A 17,411-nucleotide genomic window follows, 5' to 3' on the forward strand; every position below is an offset into this window, starting at 1 on the left:
ATCTTCCGGCAGGGCGCTTGCCATGGTGCGTGGGCACAGGCGCCGTACGCGCACACGGATCCATGGACGAATGACGATAGAATGCACCGCCTGTTGCGCCGGCTTTCTGCACCCGCCAACCCCCGTCTTACTTCACTATCTACCCCCCACGCACGCTTGCCAGGACGCCTGCCTTTTCTGATGACGGACCGCCCCGCCCCCACCATCAAGGACATCGCCCGACTGCTCGGCGTCGCCGTGTCGACCGTGGGACGTGCGCTGCAGAACAATCCACGCATCAGCCAGGACATGCGCGACCTTGTGCATCGGACGGCCCGCGACATCGGCTACGTCGCCAATTCGACCGCGGCCACCATGCGCAGCAAATCCAGCAAGCTCGTCGGTTTTCTGGTGCCCGATGTCGAAGACAACGACTCCGCCACCATCGCCAAAGCCGTTGCGCAATCCTGCAACCGTGCGGGCCTGCAGTTGATGCTGGCCATGTCCGAAGACGATCCGCAGCGCGAACACGCGCACCTGCAGACCCTGGTTGGCGCGCGCGCCGCCGGCCTCATCATCGTGCCGACGCTCACGCCCACCCCGGAATCCCTCGCGATCATCCAGCGGCTGCCTTTCATCCAGGTGATCCGTCACCTGCCGACGCTATCGTCCGACTACTTTGTCTACGACGATGAAGAAGGCATGCGGATGGCGACCGAACACCTGCTTGCCCTGGGTCACCGGCGCATTGCCTACGTCGGCACATTGGCCGCACTGAGCACCGGCGCGCGCCGGCTGGCGGGCTTTCATCGCGCGCATCGTGATGCCGGCCTGGAAGCGGATCCGCGACTTATCGCGACCTTGCCACCGAATGCCGATGGCGTTGCGCTTGCGTTACGCCACATGCTGACCCGCAGCCGCCCCACCGCCGTCATTGCAGGCGGCTCGCGTATCACGGTGGCCCTGCTCGCCGCCATCGACGACGCGGGCATCGCCGTGCCCGAAGCCTTGTCGGTCATTGGGTTTGGCGATCATGCCTGGTCGACCTGGTGGCGCGGCGGCCTGACCACCCTGGGCCTGCCCATCCGCGAATTGGCCGCCGAGTCAGGTGCGCTGCTGGTAGAACGGGTCACCGGCGTTCGCGATGCCACCGCGTCTGCGCCCGACGCGCCACGGCAGGTGAGCCATCCGCTGAAGCTGATCGTGCGACGCACGACGCAGCAGGCGCGCTGAGCCACATCGAAAGATTCGCGGCACAAGGATCTATCGACATTAAGGCTGCGAAACACCATGGCAGCCTTTACACCAGGCTCACATACTTGGCGCGCGGCCGCATCGTGAACCCGGCCAGCCGTTGCTCGATCACATGCGCTGTCCACCCCGCGCAGCGGCCGATGATCCACATGGCCGCGGCCGCGCGCCGCGGCAGCCCCAGTGCGAACGACACGCTCACCAGTCCCACGTCGATACGCGGCTTCAGATCGAACGCCGCCTGCGCTTCCTTGAAGATGCCATCAAGCGCATGAAATTGATTGTGCTCAAATTTGGGCATGCTCGATGCAAGGTCGATCAGGTAACGCGCGCGGGGATCTCCTTTCGGATAAGACACGGGATTGAAGCCGGGCACCTGCCGGCCTGACGCAACGTAGCCGGTGATGGCGTCGCGCAGCGCTTCAGAGGTCTGCACGCTGGCAAGCAGGGCTTCGGTGCGCTCGCACCCTCCGCCAAAGCGGATCCCGGACTGCGTGACGATGGCGGCGTGCAGGCAGGCGCGCAGCTCGGCGCCGGCCGAGGCGGCCACGCGCGCGGCGAAGGTGGCGGGTGACAGCTCATGGTCGGCGCAGATGACCAGCGTGGCGTTGATCGCGCGCAGGTGGGCGGCGCGGGTGGGTGCATCGGTGGCGTCTTCGCCGATCAATGCGTTGGCCAGCAGTTGCGCAACCGGCTGCGGCTGCGTGGGCCGGTAGACCTTCTTTCCGGGGCCGAGCAATCCCATGGCGCAGGCATACAGGCTGATCAGGCTGACCGCGTCCGCCACCGTGGTGCCGCGTTCAAAGTCGGGCTTGTTGGGCATGGCGGTGGCAATGATGGCGGTGGCCAGCGACATCAGGCGTGCGCTGGTCAAGGTGTCGCTGCTGCCGGCAGCCGCGTCCAGCCTGTCCAGGACATCACTGGCCGGCATGGCCGCTTCCCACAGGGTCAGCCCGGGCACGTCCACGCCGCTCCACAACAACTCCGCCACCGATTCGAACGACCGCCCGGCCGCTGCCAGTTCCAGCGCGGGCACGCCGCGATAACGGTGGCCGCCCTCGGCCAGGTCCGTAATGGATGTCGTCAACATGGGCTGGCCCCATCGCACGGCCGTCTCGACCGTCTCGGGAATGCCGGCGCGGCCGCCCATGCGCCTGGCGGCGCGTTCGACGTCTTCGCGGTAGTACAGGCGGGCCCGCGTGCCGGGCTGGGTGACCGAACGGATCACGCCCCGGCTTACATACGAGTACAGCGACGGCACCTTGACGTTGAGCGCCTCGGCTGCCTGGGTGGCGGTCAGATAGTCGGACAGCGCGTCCGAAGGCGCCGGCGACGCGGCACGGGCACTGCCCTGGGGTTTGAAAGTCTTGCGGGTCGAAGCAGGCACTCGGCGTCCAATATCGATTAATTAATCAAGATTGATCAATATAGATTCGAGGCCTACGATGCGTCAACAACACCAAGCGCATCGCGCCCCGGAGACAGCATGACCCGACGACTTTTCCTGACCACGACCGGACGCATCGTCCTCGCCACGGCTCTGGCCGCCTGTACCCTGGCCGCCCACGCCGCCCCCAAGCAGGTCCGCCTGGTCGTGCCGTTTCCGCCCAGCGGCAACCTCGACACCATTACCCGCCTGGTGGCCGAACGCATGCAGCCCACCTTCGGAACGGTGATCGTTGAGAACCGTTCGGGTGCCAACGGCAACATCGGCGCCGAAAACGTCTACAACAGCGCCCCCGACGGGGGAACGTTGATGGTCGCGCCTTATGGCCCCCTGGCCGTGAACAAGAACCTGTACCCCAAGCTGGGCTACGACTCGGATCAGTTCGTGCCGGTCGCCATGCTGGCCAGCGTGCCCAACGTGCTCGCCATCAATCCCTCGTTGCCGGTCAATTCGCTCGCCGAGTTCATTACCTACGTCAAGGCCAACCCGGGCAAGGTCGCGTTTGCGTCCCAGGGCAGCGGATCGTCCTCCCATCTGGCCGCCGAACTTTTCATGCAACTGACGGGCACCAAGATGCTGCACGTGCCGTACAAGGGCACGGGACCGGCCATGGTCGACCTGCTGGGTGGCCAGGTATCGGTGTTCTTCGACACGCTCAGCTCCAGCGGCAAGTACCAGAAGTCGGGCAAGTTGAAAATCCTTGCGGTCGCCGACAGCAAACGTTCGGCCCTGCTGCCCGACGTGCCGACCTTTGCCGAAGCCGGGCCGCCCGCAATGAAAGACATGCTGGCCAACGCCTGGTACGCGGTCGTCGCGCCACCCAAGACGCCCGCCGATATCGTCGCCAAATATGAAAAAGTGATAAGCGCCGCGATCGCGGCGCCCGACATGAAGCAGAAGTTTGCCGAGATGGGCATCGACCCGTTCATGGCGAATTCGGCCGACACCGGCGCCTTCATCCGCAAAGAGACCCTGAAATGGGGCCAGGTCATTCGTGCTGGCCAGATCTCGGTCGACTGACAAGGAAGCATCGTGGACACTCAGGAACAGATCGCCGACAAGAAGCAGCGTATTGCCGATGCGCTGGGCATGATGGAGCGCGCCGGCATCATCGACTTCAACGGCCACATGAGCGCGCGGATCGGCGACAACCGCATCCTCATCAATTCCGGCGCGTCGGTGCGCAGCGCCATGACCGCGGCCGACATCATCGAGATCGACCTGGACGGTCAGCCGGTGAACGGCGACATCGTGCCGCCAATGGAATTCCATATCCACGCATCCATCTACCGCCAGCGGCCCGATGTCGGCGCGGTGGCGCACACGCACCCGATATGGTCGACGCTGTTCAGCAGCGTGGGCAGGAAGGTCGAGCCAGTGATCATGCAGGCCGCCATGCTGGGCGAGATCCAGCAGTTCCCCAAGACCGCATCGATCAACACGCGCGACCTGGGCGACGAGCTTGCGTCGTGCCTGGGCCCCCATCGCATTGCCATGCTCAAGTCCCACGGCGCGGTAGTGGCGGCCGAGGGCATCCTTGAAGTCTTCGTGCTCGCCTACTACCTGGAAGAGACCGCGCACCGCCAATACCTGGCGTCGCAACTGGGCCAGCCCGACGTGCTGAACGCCGAGCAGATCCAGAAGATCAACGCCAATCTGTGGAAGCCCCACCTGCTCAAGAAAGCCTGGGACTACCACCTTGCGAAACTCCATCGGACGACATCATGCTGAAAAAAGAACAGAACGAACTGGTGACCCGCACCAACAAGGGCACGCCGATGGGTGAACTGTTTCGCCGCTACTGGCTGCCGGCGCTGCTTTCCGAAGAATTGCCCGAACCGGACTGTGCGCCCGTGCGCCTGCAATTGCTGGGCGAACGGCTGATCACCTTCCGCGACTCGAGCGGCACGCTGGGCGCGATTGATGAATTCTGCGCGCATCGCGGGGTGTCGCTCTGGTTTGGCCGCAATGAAGAGGGCGGCATCCGCTGTCCCTATCACGGCTGGAAGTACGACACGCAGGGCCGCTGCATCGACATCCCGTCCGAGCCTGCCGAAAGCAAGCTGTGCGACCGGATCCAGCTGAGCGCTTATCCGCTGATCGAGCGCGGCGGCGTCATCTGGATCTACATGGGCGCAGCGGAATACCAGCCACCCTTGCCCGAATGGGAATTTGCGACGGTGCCTGCCGAACAGAGCTTCATGTCGAAAAGGCTGCAGGAGTGCAACTGGCTCCAGGCCCTCGAAGGCGGCATCGACTCCAGCCACGTGTCCTTCCTGCACAGCGGCGGCCTGAAGCACGACCCGCTGTTCAAGGGATCGAAGGGCAATGAGTACAACCTGGGCGATCTGCGTCCGCATTTCGAAGTGGCCGAAACCGATGGCGGCCTGCTGATCGGCGCGCGCCGCAAGGCCGAACCTGGATCGGTGTACTGGCGCATCACGCCATGGGTCATGCCCAACTTCATGATGGTGCCCCCGCGCGCGGACCACCCGGTGCATGGCCATTTCTGGGTGCCGATCGACGATGAGAACTGCTGGGCCTGGAGCTTCGATTACCACCCCACGCGTGCCCTGAAGGAATCCGAAGTGCAGGCCATGAAGGACGGCGCGGGCATCCACTGCAAGTATGTGCCCGGCACCTACATTCCGCTGGCCAACAAGTCCAACGATTACCTGATGGACCGCGCGCGGCAGAAGTCAGGCGAGCTCTACAGTGGCGTTGAAAGCATCGCCATCCAGGACTCGTCGCTGCAGGAAAGCATGGGCCCGATCCAGGACCGCAGCAAGGAGACCTTGACCAGCACGGATCGCGGCATCGTGCAGGCCCGCCGGCGGCTGATCGCCGCGGCAACGGCCCTGGCCGAGACCGGCGCGCCGCCACCCGGAATGGAGGCGACGCTGCAACACATCCGGTCGGTCGCGCTCGTGTCGCCCGAATCGGCGCCCTTCCCCGCTGTGGCGGAAGATGCCTTGCAGTCCGCGCCGGGCAAGCCGCACGCCACGGTGTAGCGCGGGTGCGGAACGATGCCGCTGCCGGAACGCTGCGTCCCGGTGGCGGCACGCCGACGTACGCCGCGCTGGTCAGTCGCCGCCGAATGTGGGTCAATGGGGCAGCCAGGACCCACTCACCCGCTTCGGGAGAAGCCCCATGAACGTTCGTGTTCCCTCATCGCCACGCCTGCTGGCGCTGGCCATTGCCTCGCTTGCCACGCTTGCCGCGGGCTGCAGCCAGGTCGGTCCCACCTCCCCCGTCGTCACCGCGGATGCGGTGTATACCAACGGCAAAGTCGTCACGGTCGACAGGCAGTCCACCATCGCCCAGGCCTTTGCGGTCAAGGACGGCAAGTACGTGTTCGTGGGCAGCACGGCGCAGGCGCAGGCCTATGTGGGCCCGGCCACGCAGGTCGTCGACCTGAAGGGCCGCACGACGATTCCCGGCCTGGCCGATTCGCATCTGCACACCGCGGGGGGCGGGCCTGGCCTGGACCTGTCCAAGACCCGCTCGCTGGGCGAGGTGTATGCGGTGCTGCGGGATGCCGCGCGCAATGCAGCGCCCGGCGCGGTGCTCGTCTCGAATTCGGACTGGCATGAAGCGCAGTTCAAGGAGCAGCGATTGCCCACCGCCGCGGAACTGGAAGCCGCCGCGCCCGGCGTGCCGGTCGTGCTGGTGCGCGGGGGTCACAGCTACTTCCTGAACGACACTGCACTGGCACGATACAAGATCACCAAAGCCACGCCGGTGCCACCCGGCGGCGCCATTCCGGTGGGCCCGGACGGCAAGCTGACCGGTGAAATCACCGATACCGCCAAGCCGCTCGTGGCCTTGCCACCGACCCCGGCGCCATCGGTCGCCGGCCTGGAAGCCCAGCAGAAAATCTTGAACAGCTACGGCCTGACCAGCATTCGCGTGCCGGGCATTTCCGTTGCCAACTATCGCGTGTTCCAGCAACTGCGCGATGCCGGCAAGGCCACGGTGCGCTACAGCATCCTGCTGCGTCCGCGCGACCTGGCCGACTACCGCGCCAGCGTGGTGCCGTCCGGTGTCAAGCCTGGCGAAGGCGACGACTGGGTGAAAATCTGGGGGATCAAGGTGGCGGTCGATGGCGGCTTTGAAGGCGGGCTCATGACCCAGCCCTACCTGAACCCGCTGGGCAAGAACGGCACGTACTTCGGCCTGCGCCTGCTGAACCAACCCAGCTTCAATGAGTACGTTGTCACGCTCAATCGCGCGGGGTGGCGCTCGGCGGTGCATGCGGTGGGTGACGCTGCCATCGACCAGGCACTGACAGGCTACGAAGCCGCCAACGCCGATCAGCCCATCGTCGGCAAGGGTTGGGTCATCGAACACGCGTTCATCTCGCGGCCCGACCAATATCCACGCATGAAGCGGCTGGGGGTGAACCTGTCGGTGCAGGACCACCTGTACCTTGCGGCGCCGGTGCTCAAGGCCTATTGGGGCATGGAGCGCGCATCGCAGGTCACGCCGGTCAAGAGTTATGTGGACGCGGGCTTCCTGGTTGCCGGCGGCACCGACTCGCCGGTGATCCCGCTCAGCCCCTTCTGGGTCATGTACCACTTCCTGACGCGCGACACGATTTCCGACGGCGTGTATGGCGCCAACCAGGCAGTCACGTCGCGCGACACCGTGCTGCGCATGATGACGATCAACAACGCGCTGCTGACGGATGAAGCGGCAATCAAGGGTTCGATCGAAACCGGCAAGCTGGCCGACTTTGCAGTGCTGTCGGCCGACTACCTGACGATCCCTGCCAAAGAAGTGCAGGACCTGAAGGCCGTGGCCACCTACGTGGGTGGCAAGCAGGTGTATCGCGACGCAAGCTTCGCGCCGTAATGACGGGAATGTCCCGCCGCCAGGGCGGCGGCGGGGCATTCATGCCGTGCCTTAGAACGCGTACGTGACGCCGACCATGCCGAAGGCACGTGTCGCGCTTTCAACCACCGGACTGTCCTTGGCGTCGCCGATCAGCGAGCGGACGCCCAGCGTCGTGACCGCGCCCCAACGTTCGTTGATGCGGTAGGACCACGATGCGAACACCGACCCGCCGCTCAGGCCCGACGAGGGCTGGTAGGGCCGCAGCCCGGCCTCGCTGCGCGCTGCCTGCGATGGCGTCACGCCGAACCAGGTCTGCATGTAGTCGCTGTTGCCCCATTCCAGTCCACCGCCCGCCGTGACCCGGTGCGGCCCTTGCTGCCAGATGGCGTAGGACGCGCCCAGGTTGGCGGTGCCGCCATAACCCTTGGTGGCCTGCGTGTAGCTCAACGTCGCCCGGAAACGGCCGGGTGTCCACGCAATGAACGCGCCATAGTTGGCATGCGCATCGATATCCTCCAGCCCGCGCAGGATGGGCGCGCGGTCTTCCGGACGGCCCAGGTTCACGCCCAGCCGCACACCGGCCGACAGGTCATTGCCCAGGTTGGCGCGCAGGCCGATGCCGGGAAAGCCATCGATCGACGACGCAAAGAACATGCCGTTGCTGTAGTTGATCAAGGGCACGGGCGCAATACGATAGTCTTTGGCGCCCGGGTATTTCGGCACGATGCCGACGCCGGCGCCAACGAAGTTCTGGGCGTGCGCGGCGCCTGCCGCAGCCAGCAAGGCGCCTGCGCACAGAGCGCGTTGGAACAGAGTCATGGAGATTTCCTTCGGACAGCGTAGGGACGTCACAAGGCCTGCAGGGCGAATTGCCGTGCCGCCTGCAGACGCAGGTGGAGATGCGGAAGATCGTCGTGATGCGCGCCGCCAGTCACGCTGGCGGTCACGGCAAGGCCCGATGCCATGACGGCGTCGACACGTTCGGGCAGGTCGGGGGGCGAACCCGCTGCGGCCTGCCGCATCAGCCGGGCCAGCAGCGCGCGGGTGTAGGCCAGCAGGTCGAGCGCGCCAGCCATCTGCCGGTCGTCATCAGGCGTGCCGGTCGCGTCGGCCGGCGCGTCATCAGCCCGAGGGTCCAGTCGGACGTCGCAGATGAAATCGAGCAATTCGAAATACGCCTCGAGCCGGTCGCGTGGCGCGGCATCGGCGTCTTCCAGCGGACGTAAGGTTGTCAACCACAACGATCGGTCAAACGCCGTGCGGACCTCAGGAAATCCTTGCAAAGGTGCATCCATGTCGCCAGCCTGTTGCTATCGGAAACCCGGATTCTGGCAACGCGCGATTAAGAATGGATTAAGGCGGCGCGCCGGCCGCGGGAAAAGCGATCGACACGCACCACCCCTTGCCGTCGATGCCCTCGCCACAGCTGACACGTGCGCTGTGCATGCGCGCGATCCGCGCCACCAGCGACAGGCCGATGCCGCTTCCGCTCTCCTTCGACCCCGACACCCGGTAAAAGCGTTCAAAGACGCGCTCGCAATCGGCTGCCGGAATGCCCGGGCCGTCGTCGCGGACAGTCAGCACGCCTTCGCCGTCGTTGCCGGCGCGGCAAAGGATCTCGACCCGCGCGCCCGTCTGCGCATGGCGCAGCGCATTGTCGATCAGGTTGCGGATCAGCACCCCCACCGCATCCACATTGGCCAGTACGACCGTCGGTTCGATCTCGAGCCGGATGTGCTGCGCCTTGGCCTGCGCGCGCGCATCGAACTCCCGCACTTCCAGCGATACCAGGGATGCAAGGTCCACCCGGTCCGCGACCAGGCAGTCGTGGGCATCGAGCTGGGCCTGGTCCAGCAGTTGTTCGGCAAGGCGCGTCGCGCGCCGCGTGCCCGCCAGCACCTGCACCAGGGCTTCGTCGCGATGCGCCGCATCGGTCGCACGCAGCGCCTGCTGGGCTTGCGTGGTGAGCGCCGCCAGCGGCGTGCGCAGTTCATGCGCGGCGTCCGACAGGAACTGGCGCTCGCGCATCAACGCATCGGACTGACGCGCCTGCAAGGCGTTCACGGCGTTGACGAAGGGGTGCACCTCCAGTGGAAATTCCGACAGCGCCAGCGGCGTGAAATCAAGCCGGTCACGATGCCGCAGCGCCTCGCCCGCCCGCTGCATGGGGCGGAAGGAACACACCACCGTGATCCACATCATCGACGCCAGGCACACGAACATCACCATCGCACCGCCCAGGCCCTTCAGCACCGACGAGACGATATCCGCCTTGATCTGTTCTTCGGCCCGCGCCATCTGGATCTGCACCCGGCCTTCCATGTCGGACACGGCATAGGCGCGCCATGGCCCACCCGCCGCCGTGCTGTCCTTGAAGCCTTCGCCAAAGTCGGGAACGAACGGCTCCCTGGGCGAGCTGGGCGTGCGCATCAGCAGGCGGCCGGTGCGCAGGTCCCACATCTGGAAGTTGACGCGTTTGAGTTCCACCGGCGATGGCGGCGGCGCCACGAAGGTTTCGGTAGACGCCATGTCGGTCACCCGTTTCGGGATCGACATCAGGGCCTGGCGCGCACTCTGGCTCAGCGCGCTGTCGAGGCGGCCGGTCACGTCGCGGGTTTCGGTCCAGGTCAGCAGGCTCATCCACACGATCCAGAACCCGGCCTGGACGACAAGCATGACCACCAGCTGCCGGCTGCGCAGGGCTTTCATCGTCATGTGCCGGGCTCGCCGATGCGATAGCCCACGCCATGCACGGTCTCGATCAGCTCCTCGCCCAGCTTGCGGCGCAGTTGATGGATATAGACGGCCACGGTATTGCTTTCTACCGAACTGCGCTCGCCATAGATCATGGATTCCAGGTAATCGCGCGACAGCGGTTTGCCCTGGCTTTGCATCAGCGCCGTCAACGTGCGGTATTCGTGCACGCTGAGCGCAACCGGTACGCCGGCTTTCGATACCGCACGCTGGCCCGGATTGACCTCGACGTCGAAGCGGCGCATGACGGCCGATACGGCCTGCGTGCTGCGGCGGATCAGCGCGCGCATGCGGGCCAGCAATTCGTCCAGCTCGAAGGGTTTGATGATGTAGTCGTCGGCGCCCGCATCCAGTCCGCGGATGCGATCGCTCAGGCGGGCCTGGGCCGTGATGATCATGACCGGGGTGGTGTCATGCCGGGCGCGCAGCGCGCTGAGCACGCTCAATCCTGACTGGTCGGGCAGGCCCAGATCCAGCAGGACGACGTTATAGGCTTGATCGAGCAATGCGAGCTTGGCGCTGAAGGCATCGCGCTGCCAGGTGACGACCGCGTCAGGCAGTTGGGCCAACGCGCTCACGAGCGCCTGGCCCAGCATGGCGTCGTCTTCTATGAGCAGTATCTGCATCGGTCCACCTCAAGACAGGCGATGTTGGACCGTGCAGTTTAAGAAATTGTTAAGCCGGGCGGTCGGCCGCCGGTGAAATCTGCGTGGCCGGACGGGCATTGTCCGATCGGCCGCCGGTCGGCGTGGGCTCGCGGCCGAACGCGGGATCGCTGGCGCCCGTGGCCGCGGACCGATCCGTGGCGCCGGCTGCCGCGCCGGTGACTGCGGCGGGTTGGGCGTTCGGCGGCGTACCGGCAGTGGCATCCGCGCCAGGGCCATGCGCGTCGGTCAGCCCCGACCGTCGCCCGAGCACGCCGGGGGTCGTCAACAGGCCCTCGTCCAGGTTGCTGCCGAAACTGGCCAAGGCCTTGTCGAAGGCATCGTCCAGCGACGCGGCGTCGAACATGTGCAGCGGCAGGGCGTTGCCGACATAGGCGCTGTTGTTGGGATTGCCTTCGTAGGCCTGCGCAAGCCCGCTGTACTGGCCGCTTTCCGGGTGATGCTCAAGATTGATCATGACCTGATAATCGAAGCCAGTGGCTGCGCGATAAGGGAAGGTCTTGCTGGTGCCTCGCATGGCGGTCTCCTGGCGAATGAAGGTTTGGACGAGCAGGATTCGTTCCCATCACGCAACAACGCCGGCGATGTACGCCGGCGTTGCGTTAGCAGTTGCCCTTCTTGGCCTGCCCTGGCGGACAGAAACCGCCGCCGCCACCGCCGCGCGGCGGGTCGACGACCACCGAGCCCGATGGCGTGTAGACGGCACAGGCCGACAGCACAGAAGACAGCACCACGGCGAGCATCAAGGTTTTCATTGTCATCCCCCTTCAGTTGACAGAGACAACGATTCTACCCTGCTCATCCGTGGCGCCAGGGCGATCAGCGCGCGCGCGATCCGCCCTTGACGAAAACGGCTTTGCCTGTGTCGTGCAGCACGGCGCGCTTTTCCTCTTCGTTCAACAGCACCGATGCGTCGAGCATGCGCTGGACCATGTCCTTGTATGTGCCTGAGGAGGTGCCGATGTCCGAACCCCACATGATGCGGTCCGCGCCGAACATGTCGACCGCAACGCGCAGCACTTTTTCGCCCGGGATGTTGGTCTCGCGAAGAATGTCGAGGTTGATCGACGTGAACTTGAACGAGATGTTCTTTTCCGGCACGAGCAGTTCGAAGTTTTCGTCCAGGCCATAGTTGTCGCCATGGTCCGACTCGGGTTCGAGCAGGTGATCCAGCACGATGCGCACATTGGGGAAGCGGCGGCCCAGCTCGATGATGGCCGGGGCCGACGGTCCGCCGCCGCCGTGCGCCAGCACTTCCAGATCCATCACCAGCCCGAATTCCTCGGCCACTTCCCAGGTCTTGAGTGCCTGCGGCGAGTTGAGCCACGGCATGCTGCCGTCTTCCTTGCGGCCACCGAACAGACGCACGCCGGTCAGGCCGTGGTCGGTGATGTAACGGCGCACCAGATCGGGCGTACCTTCGTCTTCGGCGTCCAGGATCACGACCGCCGAGAAGATCTCGGGGTATTTATCCGATGAATCCAGGATGTAGCTGTTATCGAAGCGGTAGATCATGCGTTTCTGCACGGCCACGGCGCCATCGACGTTCTCTTCCTTCATCCACTCCAGCATCCGCAGCGCGTCGGGCACTTCGTTGATCGGATTCGGACCATGGTGGCCGCCGGGCGTGCCAATGACGCCGGGGAGCCGTGGCGGCGCGCTGGCAGGACGGATCATCGGGTTGCGCGGGTAGGCCTTCTGATCGTCGGCGACCAGGTGGGCATGCGAATCGAACAACAACGGACGGGCGGATTGGGTCATGGTCTTGTCTACTCTTCTTTCACCACAGGGTGATTCATTGGCCAGCGCGCTGGCACCTTCTGATGGGCGAAGCGGCCCATCAACGCATGATTCATTCAGGCAAGGCCTGCGCCCTACGCGACCTGGCGGCTGCCATCGCCCCGCCGCAGCAGGCGGACCTGTTCGACGATGTGCGCGGCGGACTCCTGCATGATCGGCACGTAGTGCTGTGCGATCCGCTCCTCGGTCACCGCGGACCGGAAGTAGCCCATGCCCATGGTCGCCAGCACGCGGCCGTCGTCCATGATGGGCACGGCCACCGTGCCGGAGCTGAGCGGTTCGACCCGTTTGCCGCGCGTCGAATAGCCGTCCTGGCGGATCAATTGCAGCCGGTCCTCGATGCTGCGGCGTCCACCGGCGGCGGCAAGATCCTTCGCCCGGCTCGTCTCCAGGATGTGCAACAGGATCTCGCGCTCGCCTTCCGGACAGAACGCGAGGTAGGACAGCCCCATGGCGCGATCCAGCAGGCTCAGCCGCATGTTGATCGTTGCGTGCGCGGGTGACACCGGGCTGTCGCTGACCGTGCTGAAGCGGATCACGACATCGGACTCGTCCAGCAGCGCAATCGAGATCGGCCACTGCAGGCGCCGCGTCAGCGCCGACGCCCAGGGCCTGCCGGCCTGCACCACCAGCGGATCCGCATGGAAGCCGCAACTGAGCGACTGCACCAGCGACGTCACCAGGTAGCCGCCCTGCTTCTTGTCCTTGGTCACGTACCCCTCGGCAATCAGCGTTTCCATCAGGCGCACGATGGTCGGTTTGGGCAGCCCGGTGCTTCGATACAGCGCATCGATCGAACTGACGCCCCGGGTGTTGAGCGCACAGAGCAGCGTCAACGCGCGCTGCACCGCATGGACCGGCCGATAGGACGGGCGCGAACCCGCGCCAGCATCATTGATCGCCGGACTGCCGTTATCGTCAAGAACCAGAGGATCGTCGAGCACAGGTGTCTCCTTGCCTTCTCTCGCAGCAGCCCGCTTCTGTGGCGGGCACCGGCTGCGAACCGTGTTTATAGGGAATGTCGACCACGCTACACCATTCTGTTTTCCAACGTTTCATTGTGCGAAACGACCTCATGCGTTTGGGCTAGCTTCCCAGTGAAGGCCGTTTCACTGCGCGAAAAGTCGCCACGTTTAGCTTGAGTGCGGACGCTCGGGTGCGCATCCTTGCCGCTATTCCGCGCCCCAGGCCGGACGGGTCGCGTCAGCGGCCTCGGCAACGACAGAGATGGAGACTTGATGAATAGAACGTATCTGGCCGCGCTTGCAGCCAGCGCCCTCCTTGCAGCCTTGGCAGGCTGTTCTTCCGACAAGAAAGACACCGCATGGCCCTCCAAGCCGGTCCGCCTTGTCGTGCCCTTCCCCGCGGGCGGCAGCACCGATGCCGTCAGCCGCCTGATCGCGCAGCGCCTGAGCGAAAAGCTCGGCCAGCAGTTCGTGGTCGACAATCGACCCGGCGCGGGCGGCAACATCGGCACCGACCAGGTCGCCAAGGCCGATCCCGACGGCTACACGCTGACGCTGACCACCTCGGGTCCGCTGGCCAACAACCAGTACCTGTACCAGACCATGCCCTACGCGCAGAAGGACCTGACGCCGATCGTGCTGGTCGGAGAAATCCCGCTGGTGATCGCCGCCACCGACAAGACGCCGGCCAAAGACCTCAAGTCGTTCATTGCCCTGGCCAAGTCGGGCCAGGGCACCTACGCGATCGGCAACCCGGGCAACGGCACCATCGGCCACCTGGCGTTCGAATTGCTCAAACGCACCACGGAAGCGCCCTTGCAAGGCGTGCCCTACAAGGGCGACGTGCCGGCGCTGACCGACCTGATCGGCAATTCGGTGCAAGCCGTGGTCGCGCCGATCACCGCGTTCATTCCCTACATCAAGGATGGCCGGATCACGGGCCTGGCGGTCACGTCCAAGCAACGCTACCCCGGCACGCCAAACGTGCCGACCGCGCTGGAACAAGGCATCGATCTCGACGCTTCCGTCTGGTTTGCGATCGCCGGTCCGGCCGGCGTGCCGCGCCAGGTCGTTGACACCGTCAACCGGGAAGTCAACGTGATCCTGAAGTCCGACGAAGGCCGCACCACGCTGGAACAGTTCGGCGCCCTGGTCGGCGGCGGGTCGCCGGAAGACCTTGGCAAGCTGATGACGGACGAAAGCGCCAAATGGAAACGTATCATCGAGGCAGCGAATATCCGCCTCGACTAAAGGAAGTCCCATGACCCGATTCGTCACCCTACCTACCCAGGACATGAGCACGGAGGAAGCCTACCGCCTGCTGTGCGGCTGCGTGACCCCGCGCCCGGTGGCCTGGATCACCACGCAAAGCGCCGACGGCCGGGTCAACGCCGCGCCCTTCAGCTCCTACAACTACGTCGCGCACAGCCCCCCGATGGTTGCGATCAACATCGGTTCGCGCGCCGGCGAGTTGAAGGACACGGCACGCAACATTCGCGAGACCGGTGAATTCGTGGTCAACGTCGCCACCGAATCCACGCTTGAACTGGTGCACGCATCGGGAGCCGACTACCCGCCAGAAATCGGCGAGCCGGAACAGCTCGGCATCGAACTCGTTGCCAGCACGATCGTGAAACCGCCCCGCATTCTTGCGACGCCGGTGCAGATGGAATGCCGGCTCGAACAGATGCTGCCCCTGGGCCGCGGACTGAACACGCTCTACATCGGCGAGGTGGTCGCCTTCCACCTGTCCGACGAGATCTTTGACGGGCGCTATGTGGACACGGTCGCGATGCGGCCCATCTCGCGGCTGGGCGGCCCCTACTACGCCGGCCTCGGAGAGATCTTCCACCGCCCCATGCTGCAGGCCCCGCCTGCCCGCTGAACCCGTCCCTTTTCCTGGAATGGACATGACATCGACTTCCCCTGGCACGCACCCTCTTCAGACCGGCACCTTCATCAAGACCGTGTCGCCGCACATCATCGAGATCCTGGGCACGACCACGCTCGACTTCGGCGTGATCGACGCCGAGCACGCGCCCTTCGATCGCGCGGCAATGGACCTGATGATGCTGGCCGGCCGCGCGGCTGACCTGCCCCTGTTCGTGCGGGTGCCCGACTTTGCACCCTCCACCGTCCTGTCGACACTCGACCTGGGCGCGGCCGGCATCGTGGTGCCGCATGTGGACTCTGCCGAGCAGGCGGCGCAGATCGTGTCCAGGGCGCGCTATCACGGTGGCGAACGCGGCTTTTCGAGCTCGCCGCGCGCCGCCGGCTACGGCATGATGAGCTACCAGCAGGCGCAGCAGGCGGGCGACCGCACGCTGGTCATGTGCCAGATCGAAAGCGTCGACGGGCTGGCCAACGCCGAGGCGATCGCGGCCGTTCCGGGTGTCGATGGCCTCTTCGTCGGCCGTGCCGACCTGGCCCTGTCCATGGGCGAGACCGGCTCACGCAGCCCCAAGGTGCTGGAAGCCACGCAGCGCATCCTCAAGGCCGCCACCGACGCCGGCAAGATCGCCGCCATGTTTGTCGCCAGCAATGCCGAACGCGACGAATTTGCCGCACAGGGTGCAAGCTGGTTCATCGTCGGGTCCGACCAGTCCCTGCTTCGGCAGGCCGCCCAGGCCATCGCGTCGTCCACGGCGCCGCGGGCGCGCCGCGCCTGAGCGCGCTCAAGATTGAGTGCGTGTCGGCGCAGCCGTGCCGTGCCGCGCCGGATACGCACTGTCTTCATCCAGATCCAGGAGTTCCGTCATGACAGCTTCCCTTCCCCGTTCCGCGACCTACGCGGCCCATTACGAACAGCCTCCGCAGCAGGAAGGCCCCGGCTGTCGCACCTGGCTGACCCGCGGCGCCAACTTCGTGGTCGCCGTATCCGAAGTCCGCGCTGGCGCCGTGCTTGAACGCACCGGCAACCCCGATGAATACTTCGTCTTCCTGCCCGCCAACCAGGCGCGCATCACCGCCGGCGCCGACAGCATCGACGCCAACGCAGAAACCCTGACCATCGTGCCGCCCGGCGCCAGCCGCATCGAAGCGCTGGGCGACGGTCACATCGTGCGCGTGTTCTCGCGCCTGAACACCGACCTGCTCGACGCCTGCCCCAATGCCGGCATCTATGCCGACGGCGCGCCCGAAGTCGCCCCGCTGGTGTCGTGGCCCGATCCGGTCGACGGCTTCCGGCTGCGCCATTACGTCCTGGCCGACCATGTCCGCCCGGACAGCAACATGCGCATCTTTCGCAGCTGCAACCTGATGGTGAACGTGCTCAACAAACGGACGACGCCCCGCGACCCGGCCAAGCTCAGCCCGCACAGCCACACCGATTTCGAACAAGCCTCGCTCGCCATCCAGGGCACCTACACCCACCATCTGCGCTGGCCCTGGACGCCCGACATGAACCAGTGGCGCGACGACGAGCACGTCACCGTCGGCAGCCCGTCGGTCACCGTCATCCCGGCCAAGGTGCTGCACACCAGCGCCAACGTCAGCGAAGGCGACTGCTGGCTCGTCGACATCTTCGGCCCGCCCCGCATGGACTTTTCCAGCAAGCCCGGCATGGTCTGCAACGCGGACGACTATCCGATGCCACTGGTGGTCGCGCCGTCTTGAGGTGATGTCAGGAGCGGTCGCTTGGAGCAGCGGACCGCCGTACACAACGTCGAACATTTCATTGGATGGACAGCGACCAGCGCGGCGTTCGACGTCATG

General features: G+C 65.4%; 18 protein-coding genes. 9 read left to right on the forward strand and 9 right to left on the reverse strand.

From position 1 onward, the window contains the following. Positions 1 to 180: 180 nt before the first annotated feature. Positions 181 to 1,212 (forward strand): LacI family DNA-binding transcriptional regulator, encoded by a 1,032-nt coding sequence (locus IE116_RS08460; protein WP_189611509.1) that lies wholly within the window; start codon positions 181 to 183, stop codon positions 1,210 to 1,212. Positions 1,213 to 1,279: 67 nt separating this feature from the next. Here the strand turns inward: IE116_RS08460 and IE116_RS08465 are convergent, their stop codons facing one another. Further along, positions 1,280 to 2,617: a citrate synthase gene (locus IE116_RS08465; protein ID WP_189611510.1), complete on the reverse strand. Its 1,338-nt coding sequence runs from the start codon at positions 2,615 to 2,617 to the stop codon at positions 1,280 to 1,282. A 99-nt stretch (positions 2,618 to 2,716) separates the two neighbouring features. Here IE116_RS08465 and IE116_RS08470 point away from each other — a divergent pair, with 99 nt between their 5' ends. The 4 genes from IE116_RS08470 to IE116_RS08485 all read left to right on the forward strand — a co-directional run bounded on the left by IE116_RS08470 (position 2,717) and on the right by IE116_RS08485 (position 7,531). Beyond that, on the forward strand, positions 2,717 to 3,697 hold the full coding sequence (locus IE116_RS08470; protein ID WP_189611511.1) for a Bug family tripartite tricarboxylate transporter substrate binding protein: 981 nt from the start codon (positions 2,717 to 2,719) through the stop codon (positions 3,695 to 3,697). A 12-nt stretch (positions 3,698 to 3,709) separates the two neighbouring features. Further along, on the forward strand, positions 3,710 to 4,408 hold the full coding sequence (locus IE116_RS08475) for a class II aldolase/adducin family protein (RefSeq protein WP_229828064.1): 699 nt from the start codon (positions 3,710 to 3,712) through the stop codon (positions 4,406 to 4,408). Beyond that, positions 4,402 to 5,688, forward strand: coding sequence for an aromatic ring-hydroxylating dioxygenase subunit alpha (locus IE116_RS08480; RefSeq protein ID WP_189611512.1), 1,287 nt, complete (start codon positions 4,402 to 4,404; stop codon positions 5,686 to 5,688). Before IE116_RS08475 ends, IE116_RS08480 begins: the two co-directional genes overlap by 7 nt. 139 nt (positions 5,689 to 5,827) lie before the next feature. After that, positions 5,828 to 7,531, forward strand: coding sequence for an amidohydrolase (locus IE116_RS08485; protein ID WP_189611513.1), 1,704 nt, complete (start codon positions 5,828 to 5,830; stop codon positions 7,529 to 7,531). Between the two features lie 51 nt (positions 7,532 to 7,582). On the opposite strand, the gene IE116_RS08490 is transcribed toward IE116_RS08485, so the two are convergent. From IE116_RS08490 to IE116_RS08525, 8 genes are all read right to left on the reverse strand, one after another. After that, positions 7,583 to 8,332, reverse strand: a complete 750-nt coding sequence (locus IE116_RS08490) for a MipA/OmpV family protein (protein ID WP_189611514.1) — start codon at positions 8,330 to 8,332, stop codon at positions 7,583 to 7,585. A gap of 29 nt (positions 8,333 to 8,361) precedes the next feature. Further along, positions 8,362 to 8,748 (reverse strand): hypothetical protein, encoded by a 387-nt coding sequence (locus IE116_RS08495; RefSeq protein ID WP_189611515.1) that lies wholly within the window; start codon positions 8,746 to 8,748, stop codon positions 8,362 to 8,364. A 118-nt stretch (positions 8,749 to 8,866) separates the two neighbouring features. Then, on the reverse strand, positions 8,867 to 10,228 hold the full coding sequence (locus IE116_RS08500) for an ATP-binding protein (protein WP_189611518.1): 1,362 nt from the start codon (positions 10,226 to 10,228) through the stop codon (positions 8,867 to 8,869). After that, positions 10,225 to 10,893, reverse strand: coding sequence for a response regulator transcription factor (locus tag IE116_RS08505; RefSeq protein ID WP_189611520.1), 669 nt, complete (start codon positions 10,891 to 10,893; stop codon positions 10,225 to 10,227). The genes IE116_RS08500 and IE116_RS08505 overlap by 4 nt, the downstream gene beginning before the upstream one ends. Before the next feature lie 49 nt (positions 10,894 to 10,942). Further along, positions 10,943 to 11,449 carry a hypothetical protein gene (locus IE116_RS08510; protein WP_189611522.1) on the reverse strand — a complete coding sequence of 169 codons (507 nt, stop codon included), beginning with the start codon at positions 11,447 to 11,449 and terminating at the stop codon, positions 10,943 to 10,945. A gap of 85 nt (positions 11,450 to 11,534) precedes the next feature. After that, positions 11,535 to 11,687 (reverse strand): hypothetical protein, encoded by a 153-nt coding sequence (locus IE116_RS08515; RefSeq protein WP_189611524.1) that lies wholly within the window; start codon positions 11,685 to 11,687, stop codon positions 11,535 to 11,537. Between the two features lie 64 nt (positions 11,688 to 11,751). Next, complete coding sequence (locus IE116_RS08520; RefSeq protein WP_189611526.1) at positions 11,752 to 12,693, reverse strand: amidohydrolase family protein; 942 nt, start codon at positions 12,691 to 12,693, stop codon at positions 11,752 to 11,754. Positions 12,694 to 12,806: 113 nt separating this feature from the next. Then, a complete protein-coding gene (locus IE116_RS08525) occupies positions 12,807 to 13,676 on the reverse strand; it encodes a DNA-binding transcriptional regulator (RefSeq protein ID WP_189611527.1) in 870 nt (289 codons plus the stop codon). A gap of 294 nt (positions 13,677 to 13,970) precedes the next feature. Here IE116_RS08525 and IE116_RS08530 point away from each other — a divergent pair, with 294 nt between their 5' ends. From IE116_RS08530 to IE116_RS08545, 4 genes are all read left to right on the forward strand, one after another. Continuing rightward, positions 13,971 to 14,948, forward strand: a complete 978-nt coding sequence (locus tag IE116_RS08530; RefSeq protein ID WP_189611529.1) for a Bug family tripartite tricarboxylate transporter substrate binding protein — start codon at positions 13,971 to 13,973, stop codon at positions 14,946 to 14,948. 10 nt (positions 14,949 to 14,958) lie between these two features. Beyond that, entirely contained in the window at positions 14,959 to 15,582 is a 624-nt protein-coding gene (locus IE116_RS08535; protein ID WP_189611531.1) for a flavin reductase family protein, read from the forward strand. Between the two features lie 25 nt (positions 15,583 to 15,607). Further along, on the forward strand, positions 15,608 to 16,366 hold the full coding sequence (locus IE116_RS08540) for an HpcH/HpaI aldolase family protein (RefSeq protein WP_189611532.1): 759 nt from the start codon (positions 15,608 to 15,610) through the stop codon (positions 16,364 to 16,366). An 88-nt stretch (positions 16,367 to 16,454) separates the two neighbouring features. Next, a complete protein-coding gene (locus IE116_RS08545) occupies positions 16,455 to 17,312 on the forward strand; it encodes a cupin domain-containing protein (RefSeq protein ID WP_189611534.1) in 858 nt (285 codons plus the stop codon). Positions 17,313 to 17,411 lie beyond the last annotated feature (99 nt).

Origin of the sequence: Pigmentiphaga litoralis, assembly GCF_014651835.1 — a bacterium.
GTDB classification, from domain to species: domain Bacteria; phylum Pseudomonadota; class Gammaproteobacteria; order Burkholderiales; family Burkholderiaceae_B; genus Pigmentiphaga; species Pigmentiphaga litoralis.

Bases quoted from the DNA above. Each gene is read 5' to 3' on its own strand.
- IE116_RS08460 (WP_189611509.1), top strand. From the start codon at position 181: ATGACGGACCGCCCCGCCCCCACCATCAAGGACATCGCCCGACTGCTC.
- IE116_RS08470 (WP_189611511.1), top strand. From the start codon at position 2,717: ATGACCCGACGACTTTTCCTGACCACGACCGGACGCATCGTCCTCGCC.
- IE116_RS08480 (WP_189611512.1), top strand. From the start codon at position 4,402: ATGCTGAAAAAAGAACAGAACGAACTGGTGACCCGCACCAACAAGGGC.
- IE116_RS08485 (WP_189611513.1), top strand. From the start codon at position 5,828: ATGAACGTTCGTGTTCCCTCATCGCCACGCCTGCTGGCGCTGGCCATT.
- IE116_RS08490 (WP_189611514.1), bottom strand. From the start codon at position 8,332: ATGACTCTGTTCCAACGCGCTCTGTGCGCAGGCGCCTTGCTGGCTGCG.
- IE116_RS08500 (WP_189611518.1), bottom strand. From the start codon at position 10,228: ATGACGATGAAAGCCCTGCGCAGCCGGCAGCTGGTGGTCATGCTTGTC.
- IE116_RS08505 (WP_189611520.1), bottom strand. From the start codon at position 10,893: ATGCAGATACTGCTCATAGAAGACGACGCCATGCTGGGCCAGGCGCTC.
- IE116_RS08510 (WP_189611522.1), bottom strand. From the start codon at position 11,449: ATGCGAGGCACCAGCAAGACCTTCCCTTATCGCGCAGCCACTGGCTTC.
- IE116_RS08515 (WP_189611524.1), bottom strand. From the start codon at position 11,687: ATGAAAACCTTGATGCTCGCCGTGGTGCTGTCTTCTGTGCTGTCGGCC.
- IE116_RS08520 (WP_189611526.1), bottom strand. From the start codon at position 12,693: ATGACCCAATCCGCCCGTCCGTTGTTGTTCGATTCGCATGCCCACCTG.
- IE116_RS08530 (WP_189611529.1), top strand. From the start codon at position 13,971: ATGAATAGAACGTATCTGGCCGCGCTTGCAGCCAGCGCCCTCCTTGCA.
- IE116_RS08535 (WP_189611531.1), top strand. From the start codon at position 14,959: ATGACCCGATTCGTCACCCTACCTACCCAGGACATGAGCACGGAGGAA.
- IE116_RS08540 (WP_189611532.1), top strand. From the start codon at position 15,608: ATGACATCGACTTCCCCTGGCACGCACCCTCTTCAGACCGGCACCTTC.
- IE116_RS08545 (WP_189611534.1), top strand. From the start codon at position 16,455: ATGACAGCTTCCCTTCCCCGTTCCGCGACCTACGCGGCCCATTACGAA.